Source organism: Streptomyces sp. DSM 118878 (genome assembly GCF_052936595.1).
This window is the reverse complement of record NZ_CP193622.1, coordinates 7,642,996-7,662,117: the sequence shown is the minus strand read 5'-3', so window position 1 is coordinate 7,662,117 and position 19,122 is coordinate 7,642,996. Positions and strand designations below refer to the sequence as shown.

General features: G+C 73.1%; 16 protein-coding genes. 14 read left to right on the top strand and 2 right to left on the bottom strand.

Features of this window, described 5'->3' with window-relative positions:
• The first annotated feature begins 151 nt into the window (after positions 1 to 151).
• The 6 genes from ACRAKF_RS33175 to ACRAKF_RS33150 are packed head-to-tail and all read left to right on the top strand — an operon-like array spanning position 152 to position 7,771.
• A complete protein-coding gene (locus ACRAKF_RS33175) occupies positions 152 to 1,093 on the top strand; it encodes a hypothetical protein (RefSeq protein WP_447041563.1) in 942 nt (313 codons plus the stop codon).
• Complete coding sequence (locus ACRAKF_RS33170) at positions 1,090 to 2,658, top strand: SagB/ThcOx family dehydrogenase (protein ID WP_447041562.1); 1,569 nt, start codon at positions 1,090 to 1,092, stop codon at positions 2,656 to 2,658. The genes ACRAKF_RS33175 and ACRAKF_RS33170 overlap by 4 nt, the downstream gene beginning before the upstream one ends.
• Positions 2,655 to 4,823 carry a TOMM precursor leader peptide-binding protein gene (locus ACRAKF_RS33165; protein ID WP_447041560.1) on the top strand — a complete coding sequence of 723 codons (2,169 nt, stop codon included), beginning with the start codon at positions 2,655 to 2,657 and terminating at the stop codon, positions 4,821 to 4,823. The genes ACRAKF_RS33170 and ACRAKF_RS33165 overlap by 4 nt, the downstream gene beginning before the upstream one ends.
• 10 nt (positions 4,824 to 4,833) lie before the next feature.
• Complete coding sequence (locus tag ACRAKF_RS33160) at positions 4,834 to 5,595, top strand: DUF5944 family protein (RefSeq protein WP_447041558.1); 762 nt, start codon at positions 4,834 to 4,836, stop codon at positions 5,593 to 5,595.
• Positions 5,592 to 6,668 (top strand): M16 family metallopeptidase, encoded by a 1,077-nt coding sequence (locus ACRAKF_RS33155; RefSeq protein WP_447041557.1) that lies wholly within the window; start codon positions 5,592 to 5,594, stop codon positions 6,666 to 6,668. Before ACRAKF_RS33160 ends, ACRAKF_RS33155 begins: the two co-directional genes overlap by 4 nt.
• Complete coding sequence (locus tag ACRAKF_RS33150) at positions 6,665 to 7,771, top strand: M16 family metallopeptidase (protein ID WP_447041555.1); 1,107 nt, start codon at positions 6,665 to 6,667, stop codon at positions 7,769 to 7,771. The genes ACRAKF_RS33155 and ACRAKF_RS33150 overlap by 4 nt, the downstream gene beginning before the upstream one ends.
• A gap of 44 nt (positions 7,772 to 7,815) precedes the next feature.
• On the opposite strand, the gene ACRAKF_RS33145 is transcribed toward ACRAKF_RS33150, so the two are convergent.
• Both ACRAKF_RS33145 and ACRAKF_RS33140 read right to left on the bottom strand, forming a co-directional pair.
• Complete coding sequence (locus tag ACRAKF_RS33145; RefSeq protein ID WP_447041554.1) at positions 7,816 to 8,382, bottom strand: response regulator transcription factor; 567 nt, start codon at positions 8,380 to 8,382, stop codon at positions 7,816 to 7,818.
• Positions 8,383 to 8,676: 294 nt separating this feature from the next.
• Complete coding sequence (locus ACRAKF_RS33140) at positions 8,677 to 9,129, bottom strand: helix-turn-helix domain-containing protein (protein ID WP_447041552.1); 453 nt, start codon at positions 9,127 to 9,129, stop codon at positions 8,677 to 8,679.
• Positions 9,130 to 9,154: 25 nt separating this feature from the next.
• Here ACRAKF_RS33140 and ACRAKF_RS33135 point away from each other — a divergent pair, with 25 nt between their 5' ends.
• The 8 genes from ACRAKF_RS33135 (at position 9,155) to ACRAKF_RS33100 (ending at position 19,118) form a co-directional block, all read left to right on the top strand.
• Positions 9,155 to 10,375, top strand: coding sequence for an MFS transporter (locus tag ACRAKF_RS33135; RefSeq protein ID WP_447041551.1), 1,221 nt, complete (start codon positions 9,155 to 9,157; stop codon positions 10,373 to 10,375).
• Positions 10,376 to 10,461: 86 nt separating this feature from the next.
• Positions 10,462 to 10,590 carry a hypothetical protein gene (locus ACRAKF_RS33130; protein WP_447041549.1) on the top strand — a complete coding sequence of 43 codons (129 nt, stop codon included), beginning with the start codon at positions 10,462 to 10,464 and terminating at the stop codon, positions 10,588 to 10,590.
• A 100-nt stretch (positions 10,591 to 10,690) separates the two neighbouring features.
• Complete coding sequence (locus ACRAKF_RS33125; protein WP_447041548.1) at positions 10,691 to 12,451, top strand: N-acyl-D-amino-acid deacylase family protein; 1,761 nt, start codon at positions 10,691 to 10,693, stop codon at positions 12,449 to 12,451.
• On the top strand, positions 12,448 to 13,461 hold the full coding sequence (locus ACRAKF_RS33120) for an NAD-dependent epimerase/dehydratase family protein (RefSeq protein ID WP_447041546.1): 1,014 nt from the start codon (positions 12,448 to 12,450) through the stop codon (positions 13,459 to 13,461). Before ACRAKF_RS33125 ends, ACRAKF_RS33120 begins: the two co-directional genes overlap by 4 nt.
• On the top strand, positions 13,458 to 16,079 hold the full coding sequence (locus ACRAKF_RS33115) for an aminotransferase class III-fold pyridoxal phosphate-dependent enzyme (protein WP_447041545.1): 2,622 nt from the start codon (positions 13,458 to 13,460) through the stop codon (positions 16,077 to 16,079). The genes ACRAKF_RS33120 and ACRAKF_RS33115 overlap by 4 nt, the downstream gene beginning before the upstream one ends.
• The gene (locus tag ACRAKF_RS33110; protein ID WP_447041544.1) at positions 16,076 to 17,134 is read left to right on the top strand and encodes a 3-oxoacyl-ACP synthase III family protein; all 1,059 of its coding nucleotides are present in this window, start codon (positions 16,076 to 16,078) and stop codon (positions 17,132 to 17,134) included. The genes ACRAKF_RS33115 and ACRAKF_RS33110 overlap by 4 nt, the downstream gene beginning before the upstream one ends.
• 11 nt (positions 17,135 to 17,145) lie before the next feature.
• Positions 17,146 to 17,400 carry an acyl carrier protein gene (locus tag ACRAKF_RS33105; protein ID WP_447041543.1) on the top strand — a complete coding sequence of 85 codons (255 nt, stop codon included), beginning with the start codon at positions 17,146 to 17,148 and terminating at the stop codon, positions 17,398 to 17,400.
• Positions 17,397 to 19,118 (top strand): AMP-binding protein, encoded by a 1,722-nt coding sequence (locus ACRAKF_RS33100; protein ID WP_447041542.1) that lies wholly within the window; start codon positions 17,397 to 17,399, stop codon positions 19,116 to 19,118. The genes ACRAKF_RS33105 and ACRAKF_RS33100 overlap by 4 nt, the downstream gene beginning before the upstream one ends.
• Positions 19,119 to 19,122: the final 4 nt, after the last annotated feature.

Genomic DNA, 19,122 nt, shown 5'->3' with positions numbered 1-19,122 from the left:
GGTATTCCGTAGTAAGGAACTGGGGAAATCAGGGTCGGCCGCGCATGCCGACGAGTTCTACGCTGACCGGGTGCCTCATCCTCCTCTCTCCGATTCCTCTGAATTCCCTGAATCCGCATTCCCTGAATCCGACCCCATGGAGGCGGTGGCGGTGGCCGCCGCCGATGTCGGCCTTCGGATGCGCGGGCCGGGAAGCTGCGAGATCGACGTCGGCCCGCGCTCCTACGCGGTGCGGGCGGACCCGGACGCCGTACGGCAGTTGGCCACCGTGCTCACGCGGGTCGTCCCCGGGATGCGGCGCAGCGCACCGGTCCGGCGGCAGTTGTCGCCGGATGACGCGCGGCGGCTCGAACCGTTCGTCCAACGGTTCCGTGACATGGGAATCCTCCTTTTCCCCGGGAAGGAAGTCAGCGTCACCGACGAGCCCGGCCGCCGCCTGTATTCCTATGTCTGCCGGCGAACCCGGGAACCGGACCGGGTGTTCGCGGATCTCCGCGCGAAACACATCGCGATGTCGGGACCGGAAGAAGTCGTCTCCGCCTGGTCGCCCCTCCTCGTGGAACAAGGACTGAGCCTCGCGGAACAGGAGATGACCCCCGCGGGTCGGGAACCGGCGCTGCGGATCATGGCCGCCCACGACGGGGCGAGCCTGGCCGCGGCCAACCGGCGGCTGTGCGCCGAGGGCACCGACTGGCTGCCGGTGCTGTTCGGCGCCCAGCGCGTGCGGATCGGCCCCTGGGTGCGCGTCGGCGAGTCGGGCTGCCTGCGCTGCCATGTGCCTGACCTGCCTGGCTTGCCTGAACTGACTGACCTGCCTGACCGCCCTGACCTGCCTTCAGCCACCGGACGATCGGCGTTCCACCCCGCCGGATGGGCCACCTTCCAGCCGGGCTGCCTGCACTGGACGGGCGGCCTCATCGCCCACCTCGCGCTGCGCAGCCTGCTGCCGATGGGCGCGGAACACGCCTGGGGCCGGGTCACCACGCTCGACGCCTCCACCGGAGAGCAGTCCTCGGTCACCACGTGGCGCGACCCCTGCTGTCCCGACTGCGCCACCCAGGCCTCCGCCGCCCGCGAGTGGGTGGCCCTGTGACCGCGGACGCCCTGATCGAGGCCCTCGGCTTCGCCGTACGTCCGTATCCGTTGCCCGCCCGCCTGCGCGGCACGGCGTACGCCCTGGTCCCCGCCGAGCACCGCATCCCGCGGCTGGAGCCCTCGGGCGCGGCGGTCCCGCTGCTCGCCCTCACGGCCGGGCAGGATCCGGAGGCGGCCCGGCGGCGCCTCGCGGCCCGGGCGGCGGAACTGCGGCTCGGCGGGGAGACGTACGGCATCGGCGCCGCGGCCACCCGGGAGGCCGCCGTGCGCGACGCTCTCCACGACGCCCTGGAACGGCGTACCCCTCCCGCCGTGGCACGCCGGCTCACGGCGTGGTCCGGGACCGTGCGCTCCCCCCTGCACCCCGCCTGGGACGTCCGCCTCGACTGCCATCTGTACGGTCAGGACGACGCGGCCCCCTGGGTGGGCGCGGTCCTGCGGCGGGACGACCAGGAGATCCGCGCCTTCGGCTGTGACACGACGGTCGGGGGCGCCCTCGGCCGCGCGCTGGACGGGGTGCTGGCCCTGGCCGCCGAGGACCGGTGGAGCGCGCCGGGCATGGACCCGGAGTTCGTCGGGGAGGTCGAGGGCGTCCCGGAGGGCGAGTGGGACGGACGGGCCGGCGCGGAGATACGGACGGCCTACGAGGGGGTGGGCGGCACGGTCGTCCAGTGCCGCCTGCCCGACGTCGCTCCGCGCCGGGAACCCGTCGGCCGCATCGCACCCGCCGCCCGTATCGCCCCCGCCGCCCGCGTCGCACCCGTCGACCTCTCGCTCGGCTGCGACGGCGAACGCGCCAGGATCTCCCGCACGTTCCACGAGAACTCCAAGATCCGCTCCGCGTTCCGCACGCTCCCCCCGGTCGACGTCGACCGCCTGGCCCCGGACACCCGGCGCGCGCTGGCCCGCCCCTACCGCGACTACGGCCGCACCCGGACCGAGCAGCCGTGGCCGGTCCCCGGTGCCCGCCCGCTGCTGCCCCTGGACGCGGCGGTAGGGCGCCGTCGCTCGGCGGCGCCCATGGGCCGCGATCCGGTCCGACTGGCCGACCTGGCCCGCGTCCTTGAACTCTCCGTCGGCGTCACCGGAACGGCACGCACCCCCGACGGGGTCGAGCTGCCGTTACGGGCCACACCGTCGGCAGGGGGGCTGTGCTCGTACGACGTATTCGTCCTGGCCCGGCAGGTCGAGGGGCTCGCGCCGGGCGTGCACTACGTCCACCCGGGCCGCCGGGTCCTCCAACTGGTCGACGTGCACTGCTCGTTCGAGGAGGCGGCCGCGCACACCGGCTATGCCGGACGGGTCACGGAGGCGGCGGCCGTCGTGCTGTTCGTCGCCGCGTTCCGCCGCGGCCGGTGGAAGTACGGGGAGCGCGGCTACCGCATGGCGCTCATCGAGTGCGGCCATGTCGCGCAGAGCGTGGTGACGGCCGCGGCGGCGCTCGGCCTGGTGGCCCATCCGCTGTCGGGGTTCGTCGACGACTACTTCGATCGGCTGGTCGGCGTGAACGGCACCGATGACGCCGTCGTCCATCTGACTCTCCTGGGGGAGGCCCGTACGTGATCAGGGAAGACAGTGTCATCCGGCTCAACCCGGATGTGCGGCTGCACGTCCAGGACGACCACAGCGGCTTCGTGGAGGCGGCGGGCGGCGTGCGCCGGCTGCGCGGCACCGGCTTGCGGCTGCTCGCCGACCAGGTGCTGCCCCGGCTCGCCGAACCGGCCCAAGCCGCCGACATCGCCGTGGCCCTGGCGCCCGAGGTGCCGCGCGCCCGCGTCCTCGAACTGCTCGAAGGGCTGCGGGAGCAGCGGGTCATCGAGTACGCGGAGCGAGCCCCGGTCCGCTCCCCCGGGTCCGTCACGGTCCTCGGGCCGCCCGAACTCACCCGCCCCCTCCTCGCCGTACTCGGCCGGACCCGGGCGCGGGTGCGTGACCTCGACGACTCGGCGCCGCCGCTCCCCGATGACGCGGATCTGCTCATCGCCGCCACCGCCTCCCTCTTCGACCCGCGCGCCGGAGAGGTCAACGAGCGGTGCGTGCGCGAGGGCGTGGCCTGTCTGTTCTACGGGCTCCTGCCGGACGGCGCCGCGTTCGCGGGCCCGCTGTGGTCGCCGGAGCGCGGCGGCGCCTGTTACGCCTGCCTGCGCACCCGGATCTTCTCCAACTCGGTGCACGGGCCCCTGTGGAGCGCCTACACCGCCTCCCTCGCCGTTTCGGGGGCGCCCGCCCTCGACCGGCGGGTGCCGCCCTGGACCGCGGCCCGGCTCGCCGGTGCGGTGGCGCGGCGGGCGGTGGCACGGCTGGAGCGGCCCGACGACGATCCGCCGGGCGAGCTGCTGTGGCTGGACGAGGACGGCGCGGAGACCACCCGTTTCCTGCTGCCGGTGCCGACGTGCCCGGTCTGCGGGGACCTCGGGACCGCCGGCGCCGAGGCCGACGCGCCGCTCACGGCGGCCGTCGACGACAAGGTCGGTGCCGTGCACACGGTCTCGGTGCGCCGGGCCGAGAGCGGGCCGCCGATCTACCTGGCCGGCAGCACCTCCCCCGACCTGTCCCTGCTGCGCGCGAACATGGGCGTGGTCCGCAACGGCGGCGCCGGGTTCGCGAAGAAGGAGGCGCTGAACGCGACGATCGGGGAGTCCCTGGAGCGTTGCGCGGCGGGGCTGTACCGCTCGTCGCGGCTGCGGACGGCGTCGTACGCGCGACTGGGCGATGAGGCGGTCGCGCCGGGCGCGTTCGGGCTGTTCAGCGCCGAGCAGTACGCCTCCCCCGGCTTCCCGTTCGCCCCGTTCACCGAGGACACCCCGGTGCGCTGGGTGCGCGCGACGCGCTGGGCGGACGGGGCGCCGTGCTGGGTGCCCGCCTCGCAGGTCTACCTGTACTACCGGCGCGCGAAGGAGGAGACGCCGATCGCGCCGTCGATCTCCACGGGCCTCGCGGCCGGGCCCACGTACGCGGACGCCGTCCTCGGGGGTCTGAGCGAGATCGTCGAACGGGACGCCCTCTCGATCTCCTGGCTGCACCGGTTGCCGCCGCGCCCGGTCCCCGAGGAGGTCGTCGCCGCCTCACCGCGGGTCGGCTACCACCTGTCCCACGCGGCCTCCTGGCGGGTCTCCTTCTACGACCTGTCCCTGGACCTGACACCGCCGGTCGTCGTGGCCGTCATGGACCACCGCGGCCCCGGCGGCCCCGTCCTCTCCTTCGGCGCCGCCTGCCGCCTCTCTCCGGTCCGTGCCGTCGAGAAGGCCTTCCTGGAGGCCGCCCAGGGGCTGACGTACGTACGGCGCCTGGTCAAGACGTACGAGGGCTTCGAGGCGGCCTCCGACTTCGACCTGGTCGACGAGTTCAACAAACACGCCATCCTCTACACCCGTCACCCCGAACTGCGGCCCCGCGCGGGCTATCTCGTCCACCCGAGCGTGCCCACGCCCTGCGACCGCCCGGCCCGCCCGGCCCCTGCCGCCGATCCGGCGGCGGCCGCGGACGACGTCGAGCTGATCGTCAAGGAACTCGCCGCGATCGGCCTGCACACCTACGTGGTCGACCTGACGGCCCCCGACACCCGGCGGCTCGGCGTACACGTCGTCCGGGTGCTGGTGCCGGGGCTGCAACACCTCTCCGGCTCCCATCGCCTCCGGATGCTCGGCAACCCCCGGCTCCACACGGTCGTGACGAAGCTGGGCCTCGACTCGGCGCCGGACAACCCGTATCCGCACCCGCTCCCCTAGGAGACCTGCCATGGCAGCCCGTTTCGTCGCCGTCCCGTCGCTGGCGATGGTCCGCAAGGAGGACTTCGACTCCACCTCCCTGATCCCCGAGGCGTACGGCCGTCACCTCACGAGCCGCTGCCTGCCGCCGGAAGACTCGCCCGTGCACTGCTCGGTGTCCGCCGAGCCGGTCGGCACCGGTGTCCGGCTGCGCTTCTCCTCCAAGGTCGACGGCCTGGACGAACCCGCCATGCTCGTCCACAAGTTCTTCTTCGTCGACGACGAGGAGACCCGGGAGCGCTTCCACGTGGTCACCCCCGAGAGCCCCGAGGTCACGACGGATCTCCTGGTCCTCTTCGACGGCCGGGACCGCGACTACTGCCACGCCTCGGTGTACGACGCCGAGAACCGGCTGCTCGCGGTGCACGCCATCGTCTTCGACCGGACGGGCCGCACCGTCCCCTACCCCTTCACCCAGCGGTACGTCTCCCCGCTCGGCCTCGGCCGGGCCGACCTGGAGGAGACCGTGGACGGCACGGGACGCCGCGTCCTGCGCTTCACCGTCGGTCTGACCGGCCTCACCGAGCCGGCCACGGTCGTCCTCGCCCGGCAGGGCATCGGCTGGATCGAGCGGGTGGAACTGACGTGCTCGCCGGAGCGGCCGGAGGTCCACCTCGATCTGCCGCTCGACGACAACCCCCTGCTGGCCTGCGGGGACTGGGTGCTCATCGCGGTGGACGAACAGGACCGCTTCCTGGCGCAGACGCTGGTGACGTTGCAGACCGCGGCGTGACGGGCGCGCGGGTGGCGCCGTCCGGCCCACGTCTGGTCACCGTGCCCCGTTCCGGCTCCCCGCTCGCGGCGGTCCTGCTGCGGTTGCCGGTGGGCAGTGCCGACGAGGCACCCGGTGAGGAAGGACTGGCCCATGTGCTCGAACACCTCGTGGTGCGCTGCTCGTTGGCGGGCGGCATGGTCGGCGACGGCGCGCCGATGTCGGCGCGGACCGGCAGGGAGGCCACGGTGTACGACACGGTGGTACGGCGGGCGGACACGGTCACGGCGGTGACGGCTCTGGGCCGGGTCTTCGACGCCCTTGACGTGCCGGCCGAGGAGTTGCGGGCGGAGGTCACCGCGATCCGGGAGGAGCGCGCGGAGCGTTCCGCCGATCCCTCCTGGCGGCTCCGGGAGGCGCTGCTCGGGGAGCTGTGGTCGGCGACACCGTGCGCCCATCCGGTGCTCGGCAGCCCGGGGGCGCTCGACGCGCTCACACCGCGGCGGCTCCACGCCGCTCACCGCACGTGGTACGACCCGCGGGACGCGACCCTCGTGGTCGTGACGGACCGCCCTGCCGAGCTGGCGGGCGAGGTCACCGCGACGGTCTCGGGGTGGGGCCCGGGGCGCCGGGGCGCCGCTTCCCGCCTGCCCGTGCGGCCGGCGTCCCGGGGCGCCGCGGTGACCCACGGGCCCGTGTCCGGGGTCGCCGTGGCGTGTCCGGGGGGTGTTTCGGCCGCTTCGGTCCTCGCCTGTGACGCCGTCAAGGCGGCAACCGGTCTCGTCGTGCAGAGCGCGTCCGTACGGGGGTGGTCGTGCGTGTGGGCCCTGATGAGGGCATCGGGGGCACAGCCGGCGCGCGCGGCGCTGCTGAGTGCCCTGTCGGCCACCCGCGGACGTCTCACCGCGCCGGATGGGGCGGACTGGCTGCGGGCCGCGGTGCTCATCCCGCGGCTGCGGGCGGAAGACGATGTCGCGGCGGTCGCGCGGCGGTGTGCCGAGCCGCTCGGGGGCGAGCTGACCACCTGTCCGGTCGAGGAGGTCGCCGCCGTCCTCGCGCGGTGGCGCCGCCGGTTCGCCGAGGAGCGCGGATGACCGGCCGCGTCGCGGCGGCGGCGCCACCGTTCCTCTTCGCCCTCCCCGACGGCCCGGTCGGCTCCGTCGCCGCGGCGAGCCTGGCCGTCCCGCTCGCCGGGGCCTCCCGCCCCACCCTGCTCGCCGCTCCCCTGGTCGCCGCGGGATGGGCGCGGGCGGTGGCCGGGGTCGCGCGGGCGCAGGGGCTGGTCTGCCGGGTGGAACCGGTGGTGACGGCCGACGTCGCCGGGGTCACCGCCGAAGTCCTGGGCGGCGACCGGGAGTTGCTGCGCGCCCTGCCCGAGTGGCTGCGGCGGGCCGGGCCGGCCGTGGACCCCGGAGTGCTTGAGCGGCTGCGCGCCGAGTGCCTGGCGCGGTCGGCCCTCGGTGAACGGCGGTCCGACCTGGTCCGGCGTGCGGTGTTCGGCGGCCGGCACCGGTACGGCGTCGTCCATGAGGAGCGTGTCCGCCGCATGCGGGAGGCCGATGCCCGCGAGGTCGCGATGGCTGCGGCCGAACTGCTCACGGAGCGCCCCGCGCCCCCACTCGTCACCGCCGCGCTCTCCCCCGGGTCCCGGACCGTCCCCGCCGGGGGCCCGCGCTCCCACTACCTCCTCGCCACCCCGGGCGTCCCCCTGCGCTCCACCCGGAAAGGTGCCCTGCACCTCGCCTGGGCGCTCCTCGGCGGCAGGGAGGGAGTCCTCGACCGGCTGCTGCGCAAGGAACGCGGACTGACGTACTCCCTGGCGGCGTTCAGCAGGGAACTCGCCGAGGGCGGATACGGCATGTGCTTCGCCGGATGCCGGCCGGAGGCGCTGGACGAGGTCGCCGGGTGCGTGCGCGCGGCGCTGGAGGGGCTCGGCCGGGACGTCGTACCGCCCGGTGCGCTGCGGTCGGCGAAGGAACGGCTGATCATCCAGCGGTACCGGGCGCTTCAGGCGGAGCGGGCCGTGGCCGAGGGGCTCACCGCCTACCGGGCGGCAGGTCTTGGTCCCGCCGCATTCGACGGCTATCCGGCGGCGTTGGCCGCGGTGACCGGTGAGGAGGTGAGCGCGGTGGCGCGGGAGCTGCTCGCGCCGAAGGCGTTGCTGGAGGTCCGGATGGTGGGTGCGGCCGGGCGATGACGGGGGAGGCACCGCCCGACCGCGGTCCATGGGTCCCGCCGGGGTCAGGCGAGTCCGAACGCGGAGGCGCGTTCGACCGCCTCCAGTCTGCTGCGGGCGCCGAACTTCGAGAGCAGGTGGCGTACGTGGTATTCGACGGTGTTCTCGGTGACGTGCAGGGCGTGGGCGATGTCCTGGTTGCGCAGGCCTCGCCGCAGCAGGTCCAGGACTTCGTGTTCGCGCCGGGTGAGGTGCGGGGTGGGGCCGGTGGAACGCTCCTGGAGCAGCTGGAAGAAGCTGCGGTCGGTGACGTTGACCCCGAGTCCGTGCGCGGTGCGTATGGCCTCGGCCGTGCGCCGGAGGCCGGCGGTGTCCTCCAGGTAGACCCGGCAGCCGCGGCGCTGCCAGCGCTCGCAGCGGCGCCAGTCGCGGCGGGGGCCGAGGATCGCCAGCTTCAGGTCCTCCCTGGTCGCTTTCGCCCGGGAGAAGGCGCGGTGGATCTCGCTGTCGTCGATCCGTTCACCGACGAGCATCCATTCGGCTCGGACGGAATGGACGGTGGCGGCCAGCAGATCGGCGTCCGCGCACTGATGAATCTCGATTTCGTCGTGCAGGATGGTTCCCGAGGGCAAGCGCGCCACCGCCTTCCACCACCCCACGAGTACCACCGCGCATTCGTCTCTGTCCGTCGTCACGTAATTCGGCGAAGACCATTCGAAGGCCATAATTCCTTCCGATGCAGAAACCCGGGAACCGAGGCGGAAGATAAAGGCGATCACAGACGGCATATGCAATGGACATATAAACATGCGAAGCGGGGCAACTGTCAAGGTTGCCGTGGACAACCGATGGCTGAATTCACCTTTCCCGCACCCGGGTTTCCGTGGGAATTCCTCAAGGAAATCCGTGGGGCGCGGGGACCACTTTCATGGGTTCCTGCCACGGGGTGCGGTTTCCCGCACCGGCAGCGCCTGTCTGATCATCACCAGCTCGTCACGGATGCCCTCCAGCGCGTCGGCGATACGGCCGAGAGCGTCCGGCGCGGAGGGCGCGGAAGGCGCGGAGGACGGTGAGACGGGGGGCGCGGAGGGTCTGAAGGGCGCCTCTCCCGAGGCGTCGGGCACCTCGACCCCGTCGGGCACCACGTATCCCGCGAGGCCCATCAGTTCCCAGTAGTCCAGGCCGAGCACCTGGGCCAGCCGGTGGAGTACGCGCGGTGAAGGGGTGCCGACGAAGCCGCTCTCCAGCTTGAAGAGGTAGCCGGAGGAAATCTCGGCGTCCGCCGCCGCCGACTGCGTCGACCGGCCCTGCGCCTCGCGGGCCGCCCTCATGCGGTCCCCCATGAGTCTGGTGGGCCGCGGGGTCTGTTGCTTGGTCACATTCACTATGGTAGTCAGATTCACTATGGAGCACAAGCATCCGACCGCAACCCGCAGCACGGCGGCACTCACCGTCGCGTCCCTGGCACTGGCCACGGACGCGCTCGTGTACGGCATGGCCGTGCCCTTGCTGCCGAAACTCACCTCCGAGAACGGCGCCCGGCCCCTCGACGTCGGCATCCTGTTCGCCGTCTACGCGGCCGCGCTCGTGGCCGTCACACCTTTCGTCGGGCTCTGGGTGGACCGCCGGGGCAACCGCCAACCCCTGCTGGCAGGGGTGATCGGCCTGGTCGTGGCCACCCTGCTGTTCGCCTTCGCCCACGACACGACCCCGCTGCTGGTGGCGAGGGCGCTTCAGGGCGCCGCCGCCGGCGTGGTGTGGACGGCGAGCCTGGCCCTGATCGCGGCCACCCACGCACCGCGGGAGCGCGGCAAGGCCATGGGAGTGGCCCTGTCGTCGTTCGCGGTCGGCACCCTGGTCGGGCCGCCCCTGGGCGGGCTCCTGAGCAGCTGGTTCGACCCCCGAGCGCCCTTCCTGCTCGCCGGTGTCCTGGCCATCGGCGACGGCGTGGCCCGCTGGTATCTGGTTCCGCGTGAGGGCGCCGTCACCGAGGCGCGCGGCACGCTCTCGGAGATCCGCGGCCGCGGCGGCCTGGTCCTGGTGGCGCTGCTCACGGCCGCGGGCGCCGCCCTCCTTGCCTTCCTCGAACCCATCCTGCCGCTGCACCTGTTCACTACGGAGAATGCCGGTGTCGGCACGGTCGGCCTCGTCTTCGGCGCTGCGGGGGTCGCCGCCGCGCTCGCCCCGCCGGTCGCGGGCAGCCTGCTGCGCAAGATCGCGCCGGGCCCGGTCGCCGCGGGCGGCTGCGCGGTGGCCGCCGTGGCACTGGTCGCCGTCGGCTCCGTGGACGGCGTGATCCCGATCGCCGCCGCGCTCGCCGTGGTGACCATCGGCGCCTCGTTCGTCCTCACGCCCACCATCACCGTCATGTCCGAGATCGCCGAGGCCAAGCAGCCGCCGGCCTACGGCTCGGTGTACGCCCTCTACACGCTCGCCTACACCGCGGGCCTCACGATCGCCCCGCTCGGCGCCGGCTGGGGCATGCAGGGTCTCGGCTTCGCCGGGGCCGCCCGGGTCGCGGCGGGCATGGCCGTGCTGCTCGCCGTCGTGCTGCTGATCCAGGACCGGCGTCGCCCGAAATCCGCAATTTCCCAGAACTGTTCGGACGGATTCCCCGTGGTTTGAACCACGGAATTCCGTGATGGCATCCGCTCTGCCGACTCTCGTAGGGTCATTCAGGTCAGTGCAACAATCAACGAGGGGAGAGAAAGATGTTCGACATCGAGGTCACGGTCGTCGACGAGCAGGTCTCCAGTCTCGAAGAGATCGGCATGGACGAGGGATGTAGCAGCAGCTCGTCGAGCAGCTCGCTGGACATCTCCGACGTCGACTTCGAGTAACCGGAAAGTCGTACGCCGTCAGCGGTCCGTGGCACCCGCCGCGGGCCGCGCCCTTTGCGACCGGAGAACAGCACGCGCCAGAGAAGCGAACGGGAGGGTCATGCCCAAGCCATTCGACGTGGTCGTACACGGCGGACGCTGGTTCGACGGCACCGGGGCGGCGTCCGCCGTTCGGAATCTGGGCATCCGCGACGGCGTGGTGACCGCGGTCTCGGCCCGCCCGCTGCACACCGGGGAAGGCGGACGGACGATCGACGCCCGGGGGCGCTGGGTCCTGCCCGGCTTCCTCGACGTCCACACCCACTACGACGCCGAGGTCCTGCTCGACCCGGGGCTGCGCGAGTCGGTACGCCACGGCGTCACCACGGTGGTGATGGGCAACTGCTCCCTGTCCACCGTGTACGCGACTCCGCTGGACTGCGCCGACCTGTTCGCGCGCGTCGAGGCCGTGCCGTACGACCGCATCCTCGACGCGCTGACCGCGTACCGCACCTGGGACTCGGCCGAGAGCTATGTCGACGCGCTGGAGAAGCGGCCGCTCGGCCCGAACGTGGCGGCCTTCCTCGGCCACTCCGACCTGCGCGCGCACGTGATGGGGCTGGGCCGCGCGGTCGACCCGAAGGAGCGGCCCACCGAGCGGGAGCTGCGCCGCATGGAGGAGCTGCTCGCCGCGGCCCGCGCGGCGGGCCTGGTCGGGCTCTCCACCATGACGAGCCCCTTCTCGCGGCTCGCCGGGGACCGCTACCGCTCGGCCCGGCTGCCCTCCACCTACGCCTCGTGGGGCGAGTACCGGCGGCTGCACCGCACGCTGCGCCGCACCGGCGGCATCCTGCAGAGCGCCCCGAACCCCGCGATGCCGCTGAACACGCTGCTGTTCCTCGCCTCCGGCGCCGGCCGGGCCCGGCCGGCGCTCCGCACGACCCTGTTGACCGCGATCGACCCGAAGGCCGCCCCCGGCCTCGCCACCGCCCTGACCCGCGCCACCGCCGCCGCCGGCCGACTGCTCGGCACGGATCTGCGCTGGCAGCACCTGCCGGTGCCGTTCGAGCTGTACTCCGACGGGATCGACCTGGTGGTGTTCGAGGAGTTCGGCGCGACCGCCGCCGCGCTGCACCTGCGCACCGAGGCCGAGCGGCGCGCCCTGCTCATGGACGACGGCTTCCGCAGGCGGTTCGGGCGCGAGTACCGGCGGTCCCTGCCGCCGCGCGCCTGGCACCGCGGCCTGTACGACGCCGAGATCGTCTCCTGCCCCGAACCGGGCCTGGCGGGCCGCGGTTTCGGCGCGGTCGCCGACGAGCGCGGGCAGTACGTGGTGGACGTCTTCCTCGACCTGGTCGCCGCACACGGCACGCGGCTGCGCTGGAGGACCACGATCGCCAACCACCGCCCGGCCGTCCTCGACCGGCTCGCGACAAGCCCCGTCGTACAGTTCGGCTTCGCCGACTCCGGCGCCCACCTGCGGAACATGGCGTTCTACAACGCGCCGCTGCGGCTGTTGAAGCGAGTGCGGGACGCCGAGTCGGCGGGCCGCCCGATCCTGTCCCCCGAGGCGGCCGTGCACCGGCTGACCGGGGAACTCGCCGCCTGGTTCGGCCTGTCGGCGGGCACCCTGCGCGAAGGCGACCGGGCCGACCTGGTCGTCCTCGACCCGGAGGGCCTCGACGACGAGCTCGCCGCGTACCACGAGGCGCCGGTGGCGGCGTACGGCGGACTGTCCCGCATGGTCAACCGCAACGACGCCGCCGTCGACGCCGTCTGTGTCGCCGGTGACGTGGTGTTCGAGAAGGGGACGTTCGCGGACGGCTTCGGCGCCACCCGGGGCACCGGGCGGTTCCTGCGGCACGGCGGGGACGCCCGATGAAGGTCCTGGTGACCGGCGGGGGCGGCTTCCTGGGCGGGGCGGTGTGCGCACGGCTCGCCGAGCGCGGCGACAGCGTGCGCTCCTTCCAGCGGCACCCGAAGCCCGCGCTGGAGAAGCTCGGCGTCGAACAGCACCTGGGCGACCTGCGCGACGCGGACGCCACCGCGCGGGCCGTCGCCGACCGGGACGCCGTGATCCACTGTGCCGCGCTGGCCGGGGTGTGGGGCCCGGCCAGGGACTACTTCGCCATCAACGTCACCGGCACCGCGAACGTCCTCGCCGCCTGCCGCTCCCACGGCGTCGGACGCCTGGTCCACTGCTCCAGCCCCGCGGTGGTGCACACCGGCGGCGACCTGGAGGGCGCCGACGAGTCGCTCCCGTACGCGACCCGGTTCCTCTCCCCCTACCCGCGCAGCAAGGCGCTGGCCGAGCGGCTCGTGCTGAGCGCCGACTCCGCGCGGCTCGCCACGGTCGCGCTGCGCCCGCACATCGTGTGGGGGCCCGGCGACCCGCACTTCCTGCCCCGGCTGGCCGAGCAGGCGCGGCGCGGCCGGCTGCGGCGGATCGGCAAGGCCACGAAGAAGATCGACACGGTGTACATCGACAATGCCGCCGAGGCGCATCTGCTCGCCCTCGACCGGCTCGCGCCCGGCGCGCCCCCGGCCGGACGGGCCTACTTCGTCACCCAGGACGACCCGCGCCCGGTCGGCGAGACCATCGACCAACTGCTGTGGGCCGCCGGGGCCGGGCCGGTGACCCGCGAACTGCCCGAGTGGGCGGCCCGCCCGCTGGCCGCCGCCCTGGAGTACGGGGCGCGGGCCCTCGGGACGGGTGAGCCGCCGTTGACCCGCTTCCTGGCCAACCAGCTCACCACGGCCCACTGGTTCGACATCACGGCCGCCAGGCGCGACCTCGGCTATGTGCCCCGGGTCGGCACCGACGAGGGGCTGCGGCGGCTGCGCGCCGAGCAGTCGACCGCACAGTGGGCGAAGCCGGAGGAGGATCGGTGAAGGCTGTCCTGGAGAGCTTCCGCGTGGCCTGGTGGACGGCGGTGCTCGTCGTGGGGTTCGGGCTCGGGCGGCGGGACAGGGTGCGGGCCGCGCGACTGCTGCGCCGGTATCTGCTGCGCATGGGGCCGCTGTACATCAAGGCCGGTCAGGTGCTCGGCACCCAGTCGGGGTTGCTGCCGCGCCAGGTGACCGACCAGTTCCGGGAGTTCTTCGCACAGCTCCCGCCGATGCGGGACACGGCGCTGGAGAAGGTGCTGCGCCGGGCGCTCGGCCGGGCGCCGGAGGAGGTGTTCGACTCCTTCGAGCGCACACCGGTCGCCGCCGGTTCGGTGGCGCAGGTGCACCGGGCCGTGCTCGACGGGCGGGCCGTCGCGGTGAAGGTCGTCAAGGCGGGCGTGCGCGGGCGCCTTGAGGCCGGTTCGGCGGTGATCGGCCGGCTGGCCTCCGTCGCGCACCTGCTGCCCCGGCTGCGCGGGTACGACCTGCCGGGGCACTTCGGCGAGCTGCGCCCCCTCCTCGTCGGCCAGTGCGACCTGGTCGGGGAGGCCGCCAGGCAGCGGGAGATCGGCGAGAACTTCCGCAACCACCCGTTCGTGCGGGTGCCGTGGGTGCACGAGCTGAGTTACGGCCCCGACCTGCTGGTCATGGAGTACGTCGAGGGCGTGCCCGGCGACCGGGTCGACGACGTGGCGCTGGGGCGTCCGGAGCTGGCGGCGCGCCTCCAGGACGCCTTCTACTGCATGGTCTACTTCCACGGCGTCTTCCACGTGGACCCGCACCCCGGCAACATCATCTTCGGCAGGGACGGCCGGGTCACCCTCATCGACTTCGGTCTCGTGGGACGGCTGTCCGAGGACGGCAAATGGGACCTGGCGTCCTTCTACTACGCGTGCATGCGCGGTGAGTGGGACCTCGCCGCGCGCCGCTTCACCCGGGCGTTCGCGGTGGACCCGGAGGCGGTACTCGGGCACGACTCGTACGAGAAGCAGCTCGGCGTGGTGCTGCGGCGGCACTTCGAGGAGGAGGCGTCGCGCTGGTCGACGCTGGCGTTCCTCGACGACGCGATCCGGCTCCTCGGCCGGCACGGCACCCGGATCACGACGACGTTCTCGGTGCTCGCGCTGTCGCTGCTGACCGGCGAGGGGTTCATCTCGGCGGTCGATCCGAAGATCGACCTGTGGGCGACGACCCGCCGCTTCACCGGCCGGTTCTCGCCGTACCTCAACGAAGAGCTGCACGCGGTCTTCCGCGCCGAGATCGCCGGGCGCTCCCCGCGCACGACGGCCCTGCGGGAGGAGGCGGCGCGGCATCTGGTCGCGCCCACGCACTTCGACCGCTTCGTGCTGCCGAGCCCGTTCCCCCTGGCGGTCGCCGAGGCGCGCGGTTCGCGGCTGCGGGACCTGGACGGCAACGAGTACATCGACCTGTCGGGCGGATACGGCCCGCACATCCTCGGCTACGCACACCCGGCGGTGGTCACCGCGATCCAGGAGGCCGCCGCCCGGGGCGCGGTCAACGCGATCGGCAACCCGGACGAGGTGCGGGTCGCCGCGCTGATCGCCGGGGCGTTCGGCCCCGACCACAAGACCGTGCTCAGCAATTCGGGCACCGAGGCCGTGCAGATCGCCCTGCGGATCGCCCGCGCGTACACCGGCCGGCAGCAGGTCGCCAAGTTCGAGGGGCACTACCACGGGTTCTCCGACCAGGGCCTGGTCAGCTCCTGGTTCCGCTACCGCGGCGACCCGCAGGCCCCCGAGCCGGTCGGCAACTGCGCCGGCATGCAGCAGTCGGTGGTCGACGGCACGCTCGTCCTCCAGTACGGCGAGTCGGCGTCCCTGCGCCGGATCGAGGCGTACGGCGACCGGCTCGCGTGCGTGATCGTCGAGCCGATGCCGGCCGCCCTGGGCGACTTCGACGCGGACTTCCTGCGGGAGCTGTCCCGGGTGTGCGCGGCCCACGGTGTCCTGGTCGTCCACGACGAGGTGGTGAGCGGCTTCCGGGTGCACTACGGCGGGGCGCAGCACCTCGCGGGGGTGCGGCCCGACCTCACCTGCCTCGGCAAGATAATCGGCGGCGGACTGCCCGCCGGGGCCGTGGTGGGCCGGGCCGGGCTGATCGACACCGTGCGTACCAGCGGGGACCCGTTCAAGGACGTCGACAGCCGGGCGTTCGCGGGCGGCACGATGAGCGGCAACTCGGTGACCGCCGCCGCGGGCGCGGCGACCTTGCGCGAGCTGCGCGACCACCCGGAGATCTACACCCGGCTGCGCGAGCGGACCGCGTGGCTGGTCGCCGACCTCGCCGCGCAGGCCGCCGACTGCGGGGTGCCGTGCGCCGTGCGGGGCCGGGACTCGGTCTTCTCGGTCGCCTTCGACCACGCCGCACCGCACCGGGTCCGCGACCGTCTGGCGGGCCTGGACGTCACGGCCACGCTGGCGCTCGCCTACCACATGCGCCGGTACGGGGTCTTCCTGCCGGAGCTGCACACGATGCTGCTGAGCGCCGCGCACTCCGACGGCGACCTGGAGCAGATCTCGGTGGCGTTCGGCAAGAGCGTGCGCGACATGCTGTCGACCGGCTTTTTCGACGCTCATCAGAATTCTGGGGGAATCGAGTGAAATTTCTGGCCATCGAGCACAGTTTCCCGACCCGCGAGGTCACCAACGAGGAGGTGCAGGCGCGGGTGCGGAAGGCGAGCGCCCCGCACTTGACCCCATCCGAACTGTCCACCGTCGAGGGGCTCGTCGAGGCGTGCTTCGCCTCCAGCGGCACCACCGTGCGCCGCCACCGGGCGCCGGGCGAGACGCCGAGCGGCCTCGCCTCGGACGCCGGGCGCCGGGCGCTCGCCTCGGCGGGCATGGACCCCTCGGACATCGATCTGCTGCTGTACGCGGGGATCGGCCGGGGCGTGCTGGAGCCGGCGTCGGCGACCACGTTCCAGGACCTGCTGGACCTCCGGCGCGCCAGCGCCTTCGACGTGCTGGAGGCGTGTGCGAGCTGGGTGCGCGCGTTGCAGGTCGCGGACGCCTTCCTGCGCACCGGCCGCTACCGCACCGTCATGATCCTGAACGCCGAGTTCGGGGCGGCCGACGTCTACCGCTACGAGCTGCGCTCCCTCACGGAGTTCGCGCACTGGCATCCGACGGTGACCCTGGGCGAGGCGGCCACCGCCACCATCGTCACCGCGGGGCCACCGGGCGAGGACGACGGCTTCGACGCGGACTTCCGCACCCACGGTGAGGCACGCGACCTGTGCTTCGTGCCGCTGCCCGGCTTCGACGCCTACTTCGGCAAGAAGCCCCGGGCGGCCGGCGAGCCACGGCCGCTGCAGTTCGTGTCGTTCGGGCTGAGCCTGATGGAGTTCGGCACCCGCAAGCTGATCGAGCACTACCGGGAAGAGCCCCGGTTCGAGGAGTTCAAGGCGGACCTGGTCTTCGGTCACTCCGCGAGCGACGGGGCGAGCAGGCACGTCGCGGCGGAGTGCGGCATCGACGCCGCGAAGTACCGCTTCCACCATGCCCGGCACGCCAACACGGCGTCGGCCGCGGTACCGGTCAGCATGTCGGAGGCGGTGCGCGACGGCGACCTCGCGGAGGGTGACCGGGTACTGCTGGTGGTCGCCTCCGCCGGGATCACCACGGCGCTGGCCAAGTTCGTCTTCCACGGACGGTGAAGGGACGCGGCATGAACAAGAACCTGATCTTCGAGAGGCTCATCGAGACCGTCTCCGCCGTGGACGAGGGCGTCGACCCCTCGGTGCTCCGGCTCGACGAGACGCCTTTCCTGGCGTACGGGCTGAACTCGCTGAGCCAACTGCGCGTCGGCGTCAAGCTCGCCGAACTGTACGGAGTGCCCTTCGAGGACAGCGACTCGCTGCTCGCCACGTCCCCGCTGAGCTTGGTGACACTGGTCGAGCGGCGGCTGGCGGGTGCGGCATGAACTTCCTGGACGCCGTACGCGACGCCGTACGGGAGGCCGATCCCGGCAACGGCGTGCACTTCTTGATCCCCGGCCAGCAGGACGTGTTCCTGTCGTACGACAGGCTCCTGCGCACCAGTGCCCTGCTCGGCGGCAAGCTGCCGGAGGGCCGGGTGGTGGTGATCGCCGCCGACGGCCAACTGCCGACACTGCAAGCCTTCTTCGCCGCGCTGTGGGCGGGCGGACGGCCGCTGGTCCTGCCGTCGCCGCGTGCGCTCGGCGGCGAGGAGGCGTTCCGGCGGCACGTGAGGCGGATGCTCGCGGTGTTCCCGCCGGGCGAGGCGGTCCTCGCCCTGGAGGAGGGCCTGACCGAGGCGCCGTTCCCGGGGCCGGTGGTGATGCTGCCGCGCGAGGCCGAGGGGTACGACGCCCTCGACGAGCTCCCCGCGACGCCGGGGCCCGGCGGTGACGCGGTCGCCTTCCTCCAGGCGACCAGCGCCTCCACCGGGGACTCCAAGCTTTTGGCCGTCTCGCACGCCAACATCTGCGCCAACCTCCGCGCCCTGTACGTCTCGATGCACGCCCGCCGCGACGACCGGGTGGTGTCCTGGCTGCCGCTCTTCCACGACATGGGCCTGGTCGGCATGGGGCTGCTGAGCTTCTTCCACGCCTGGCCGCTGTACCTGATGAAGCCCACCGACTTCATCATGCGCCCGCATCTGTGGATACGGGCGCTCAGCCGCTACCGGGCCACGATCACCGCCGCGCCCAACTTCGGTTACGACCACGCCTACCGTGCCGTCGACACGGAGGAGCTGGCGGGCTGTGATCTGTCGGCGCTGCGGTGCGCGGTGATCGGCGCGGAGCCGATCCGGCTGGCGACCATGGCGGGCTTCCACCGCACCTACACCCCCTACGGGCTCGGCGACGGCAGCCTGATCTGTAGCTACGGCATGGCCGAGTCGACGCTGGCCAGCTCCATGTGGGTGCCGGGCGAGACACCGCGCTACGTGGTCGTCGACCCCGTCGGCCTGGAGAGCGGCACCTCACTGCGGCTCCTCGGCGAGGGGCTGCTCGGCGAGGAGCCACCCGCGGGCGGAGGCATCCCGGTGTTCTCCGTGGGGCGGGCGCTGGACGGGCTGACGGCCACGCTGGTCGACGAGGAGGGCGGGCCGGTCGAGGAGGAGGGCGTCCTCGGCGAGATCATCCTGCGCGGGACGAGCGTGTCCGTCGGCCGTCTCGATCCCGTGACCGGCGTCCCCGAGCCCTTCCCCGGAGGGCTGCTGCCCACCGGTGACCTGGGCTTCCTCCACCGTGGCGAACTGTTCGTCCTGGAGCGCCGCAAGCACGTGATCATCCGGCAGGGCCGCAACCACCTCGCCACGCTCCTGGAGGAGCAGGTCTCCCGCATCCTGGACCATCCCGCCCACGAGATCATCGTCCTGGAAGCGGACATCCACGATCCGGCCGGCGAGATCGTCGCCCTCCTCGAACACGACCGGGGCGGCCGTGAAGTGGCCGCGGAGCAGGCGGCGGCGCTGCGCCTGCTCGACCTGCCGATCGACACCGTCCTGTTCGCGCGCCGCCGCGTGATACCCCGTACGACCAGCGGCAAGAAGCGCTACCACACCACCCGTCAGCGGCTGGCCGACGGGACCCTGAAGGCCGACCGGACGGTACGGACCCTTCCCGCGCCGACGGCGCCGACGGTCCCGCGAGAGCCGTCGTACCGGACATGACGTA

Excerpts from the sequence above, each read along its gene's own strand:
- ACRAKF_RS33160 (WP_447041558.1), top strand. The coding sequence starts at position 4,834 with ATGGCAGCCCGTTTCGTCGCCGTCCCGTCGCTGGCGATGGTCCGCAAG.
- ACRAKF_RS33150 (WP_447041555.1), top strand. The coding sequence starts at position 6,665 with ATGACCGGCCGCGTCGCGGCGGCGGCGCCACCGTTCCTCTTCGCCCTC.
- ACRAKF_RS33135 (WP_447041551.1), top strand. The coding sequence starts at position 9,155 with ATGGAGCACAAGCATCCGACCGCAACCCGCAGCACGGCGGCACTCACC.
- ACRAKF_RS33130 (WP_447041549.1), top strand. The coding sequence starts at position 10,462 with ATGTTCGACATCGAGGTCACGGTCGTCGACGAGCAGGTCTCCAGTCTC.
- ACRAKF_RS33125 (WP_447041548.1), top strand. The coding sequence starts at position 10,691 with ATGCCCAAGCCATTCGACGTGGTCGTACACGGCGGACGCTGGTTCGAC.
- ACRAKF_RS33120 (WP_447041546.1), top strand. The coding sequence starts at position 12,448 with ATGAAGGTCCTGGTGACCGGCGGGGGCGGCTTCCTGGGCGGGGCGGTG.
- ACRAKF_RS33105 (WP_447041543.1), top strand. The coding sequence starts at position 17,146 with ATGAACAAGAACCTGATCTTCGAGAGGCTCATCGAGACCGTCTCCGCC.
- ACRAKF_RS33100 (WP_447041542.1), top strand. The coding sequence starts at position 17,397 with ATGAACTTCCTGGACGCCGTACGCGACGCCGTACGGGAGGCCGATCCC.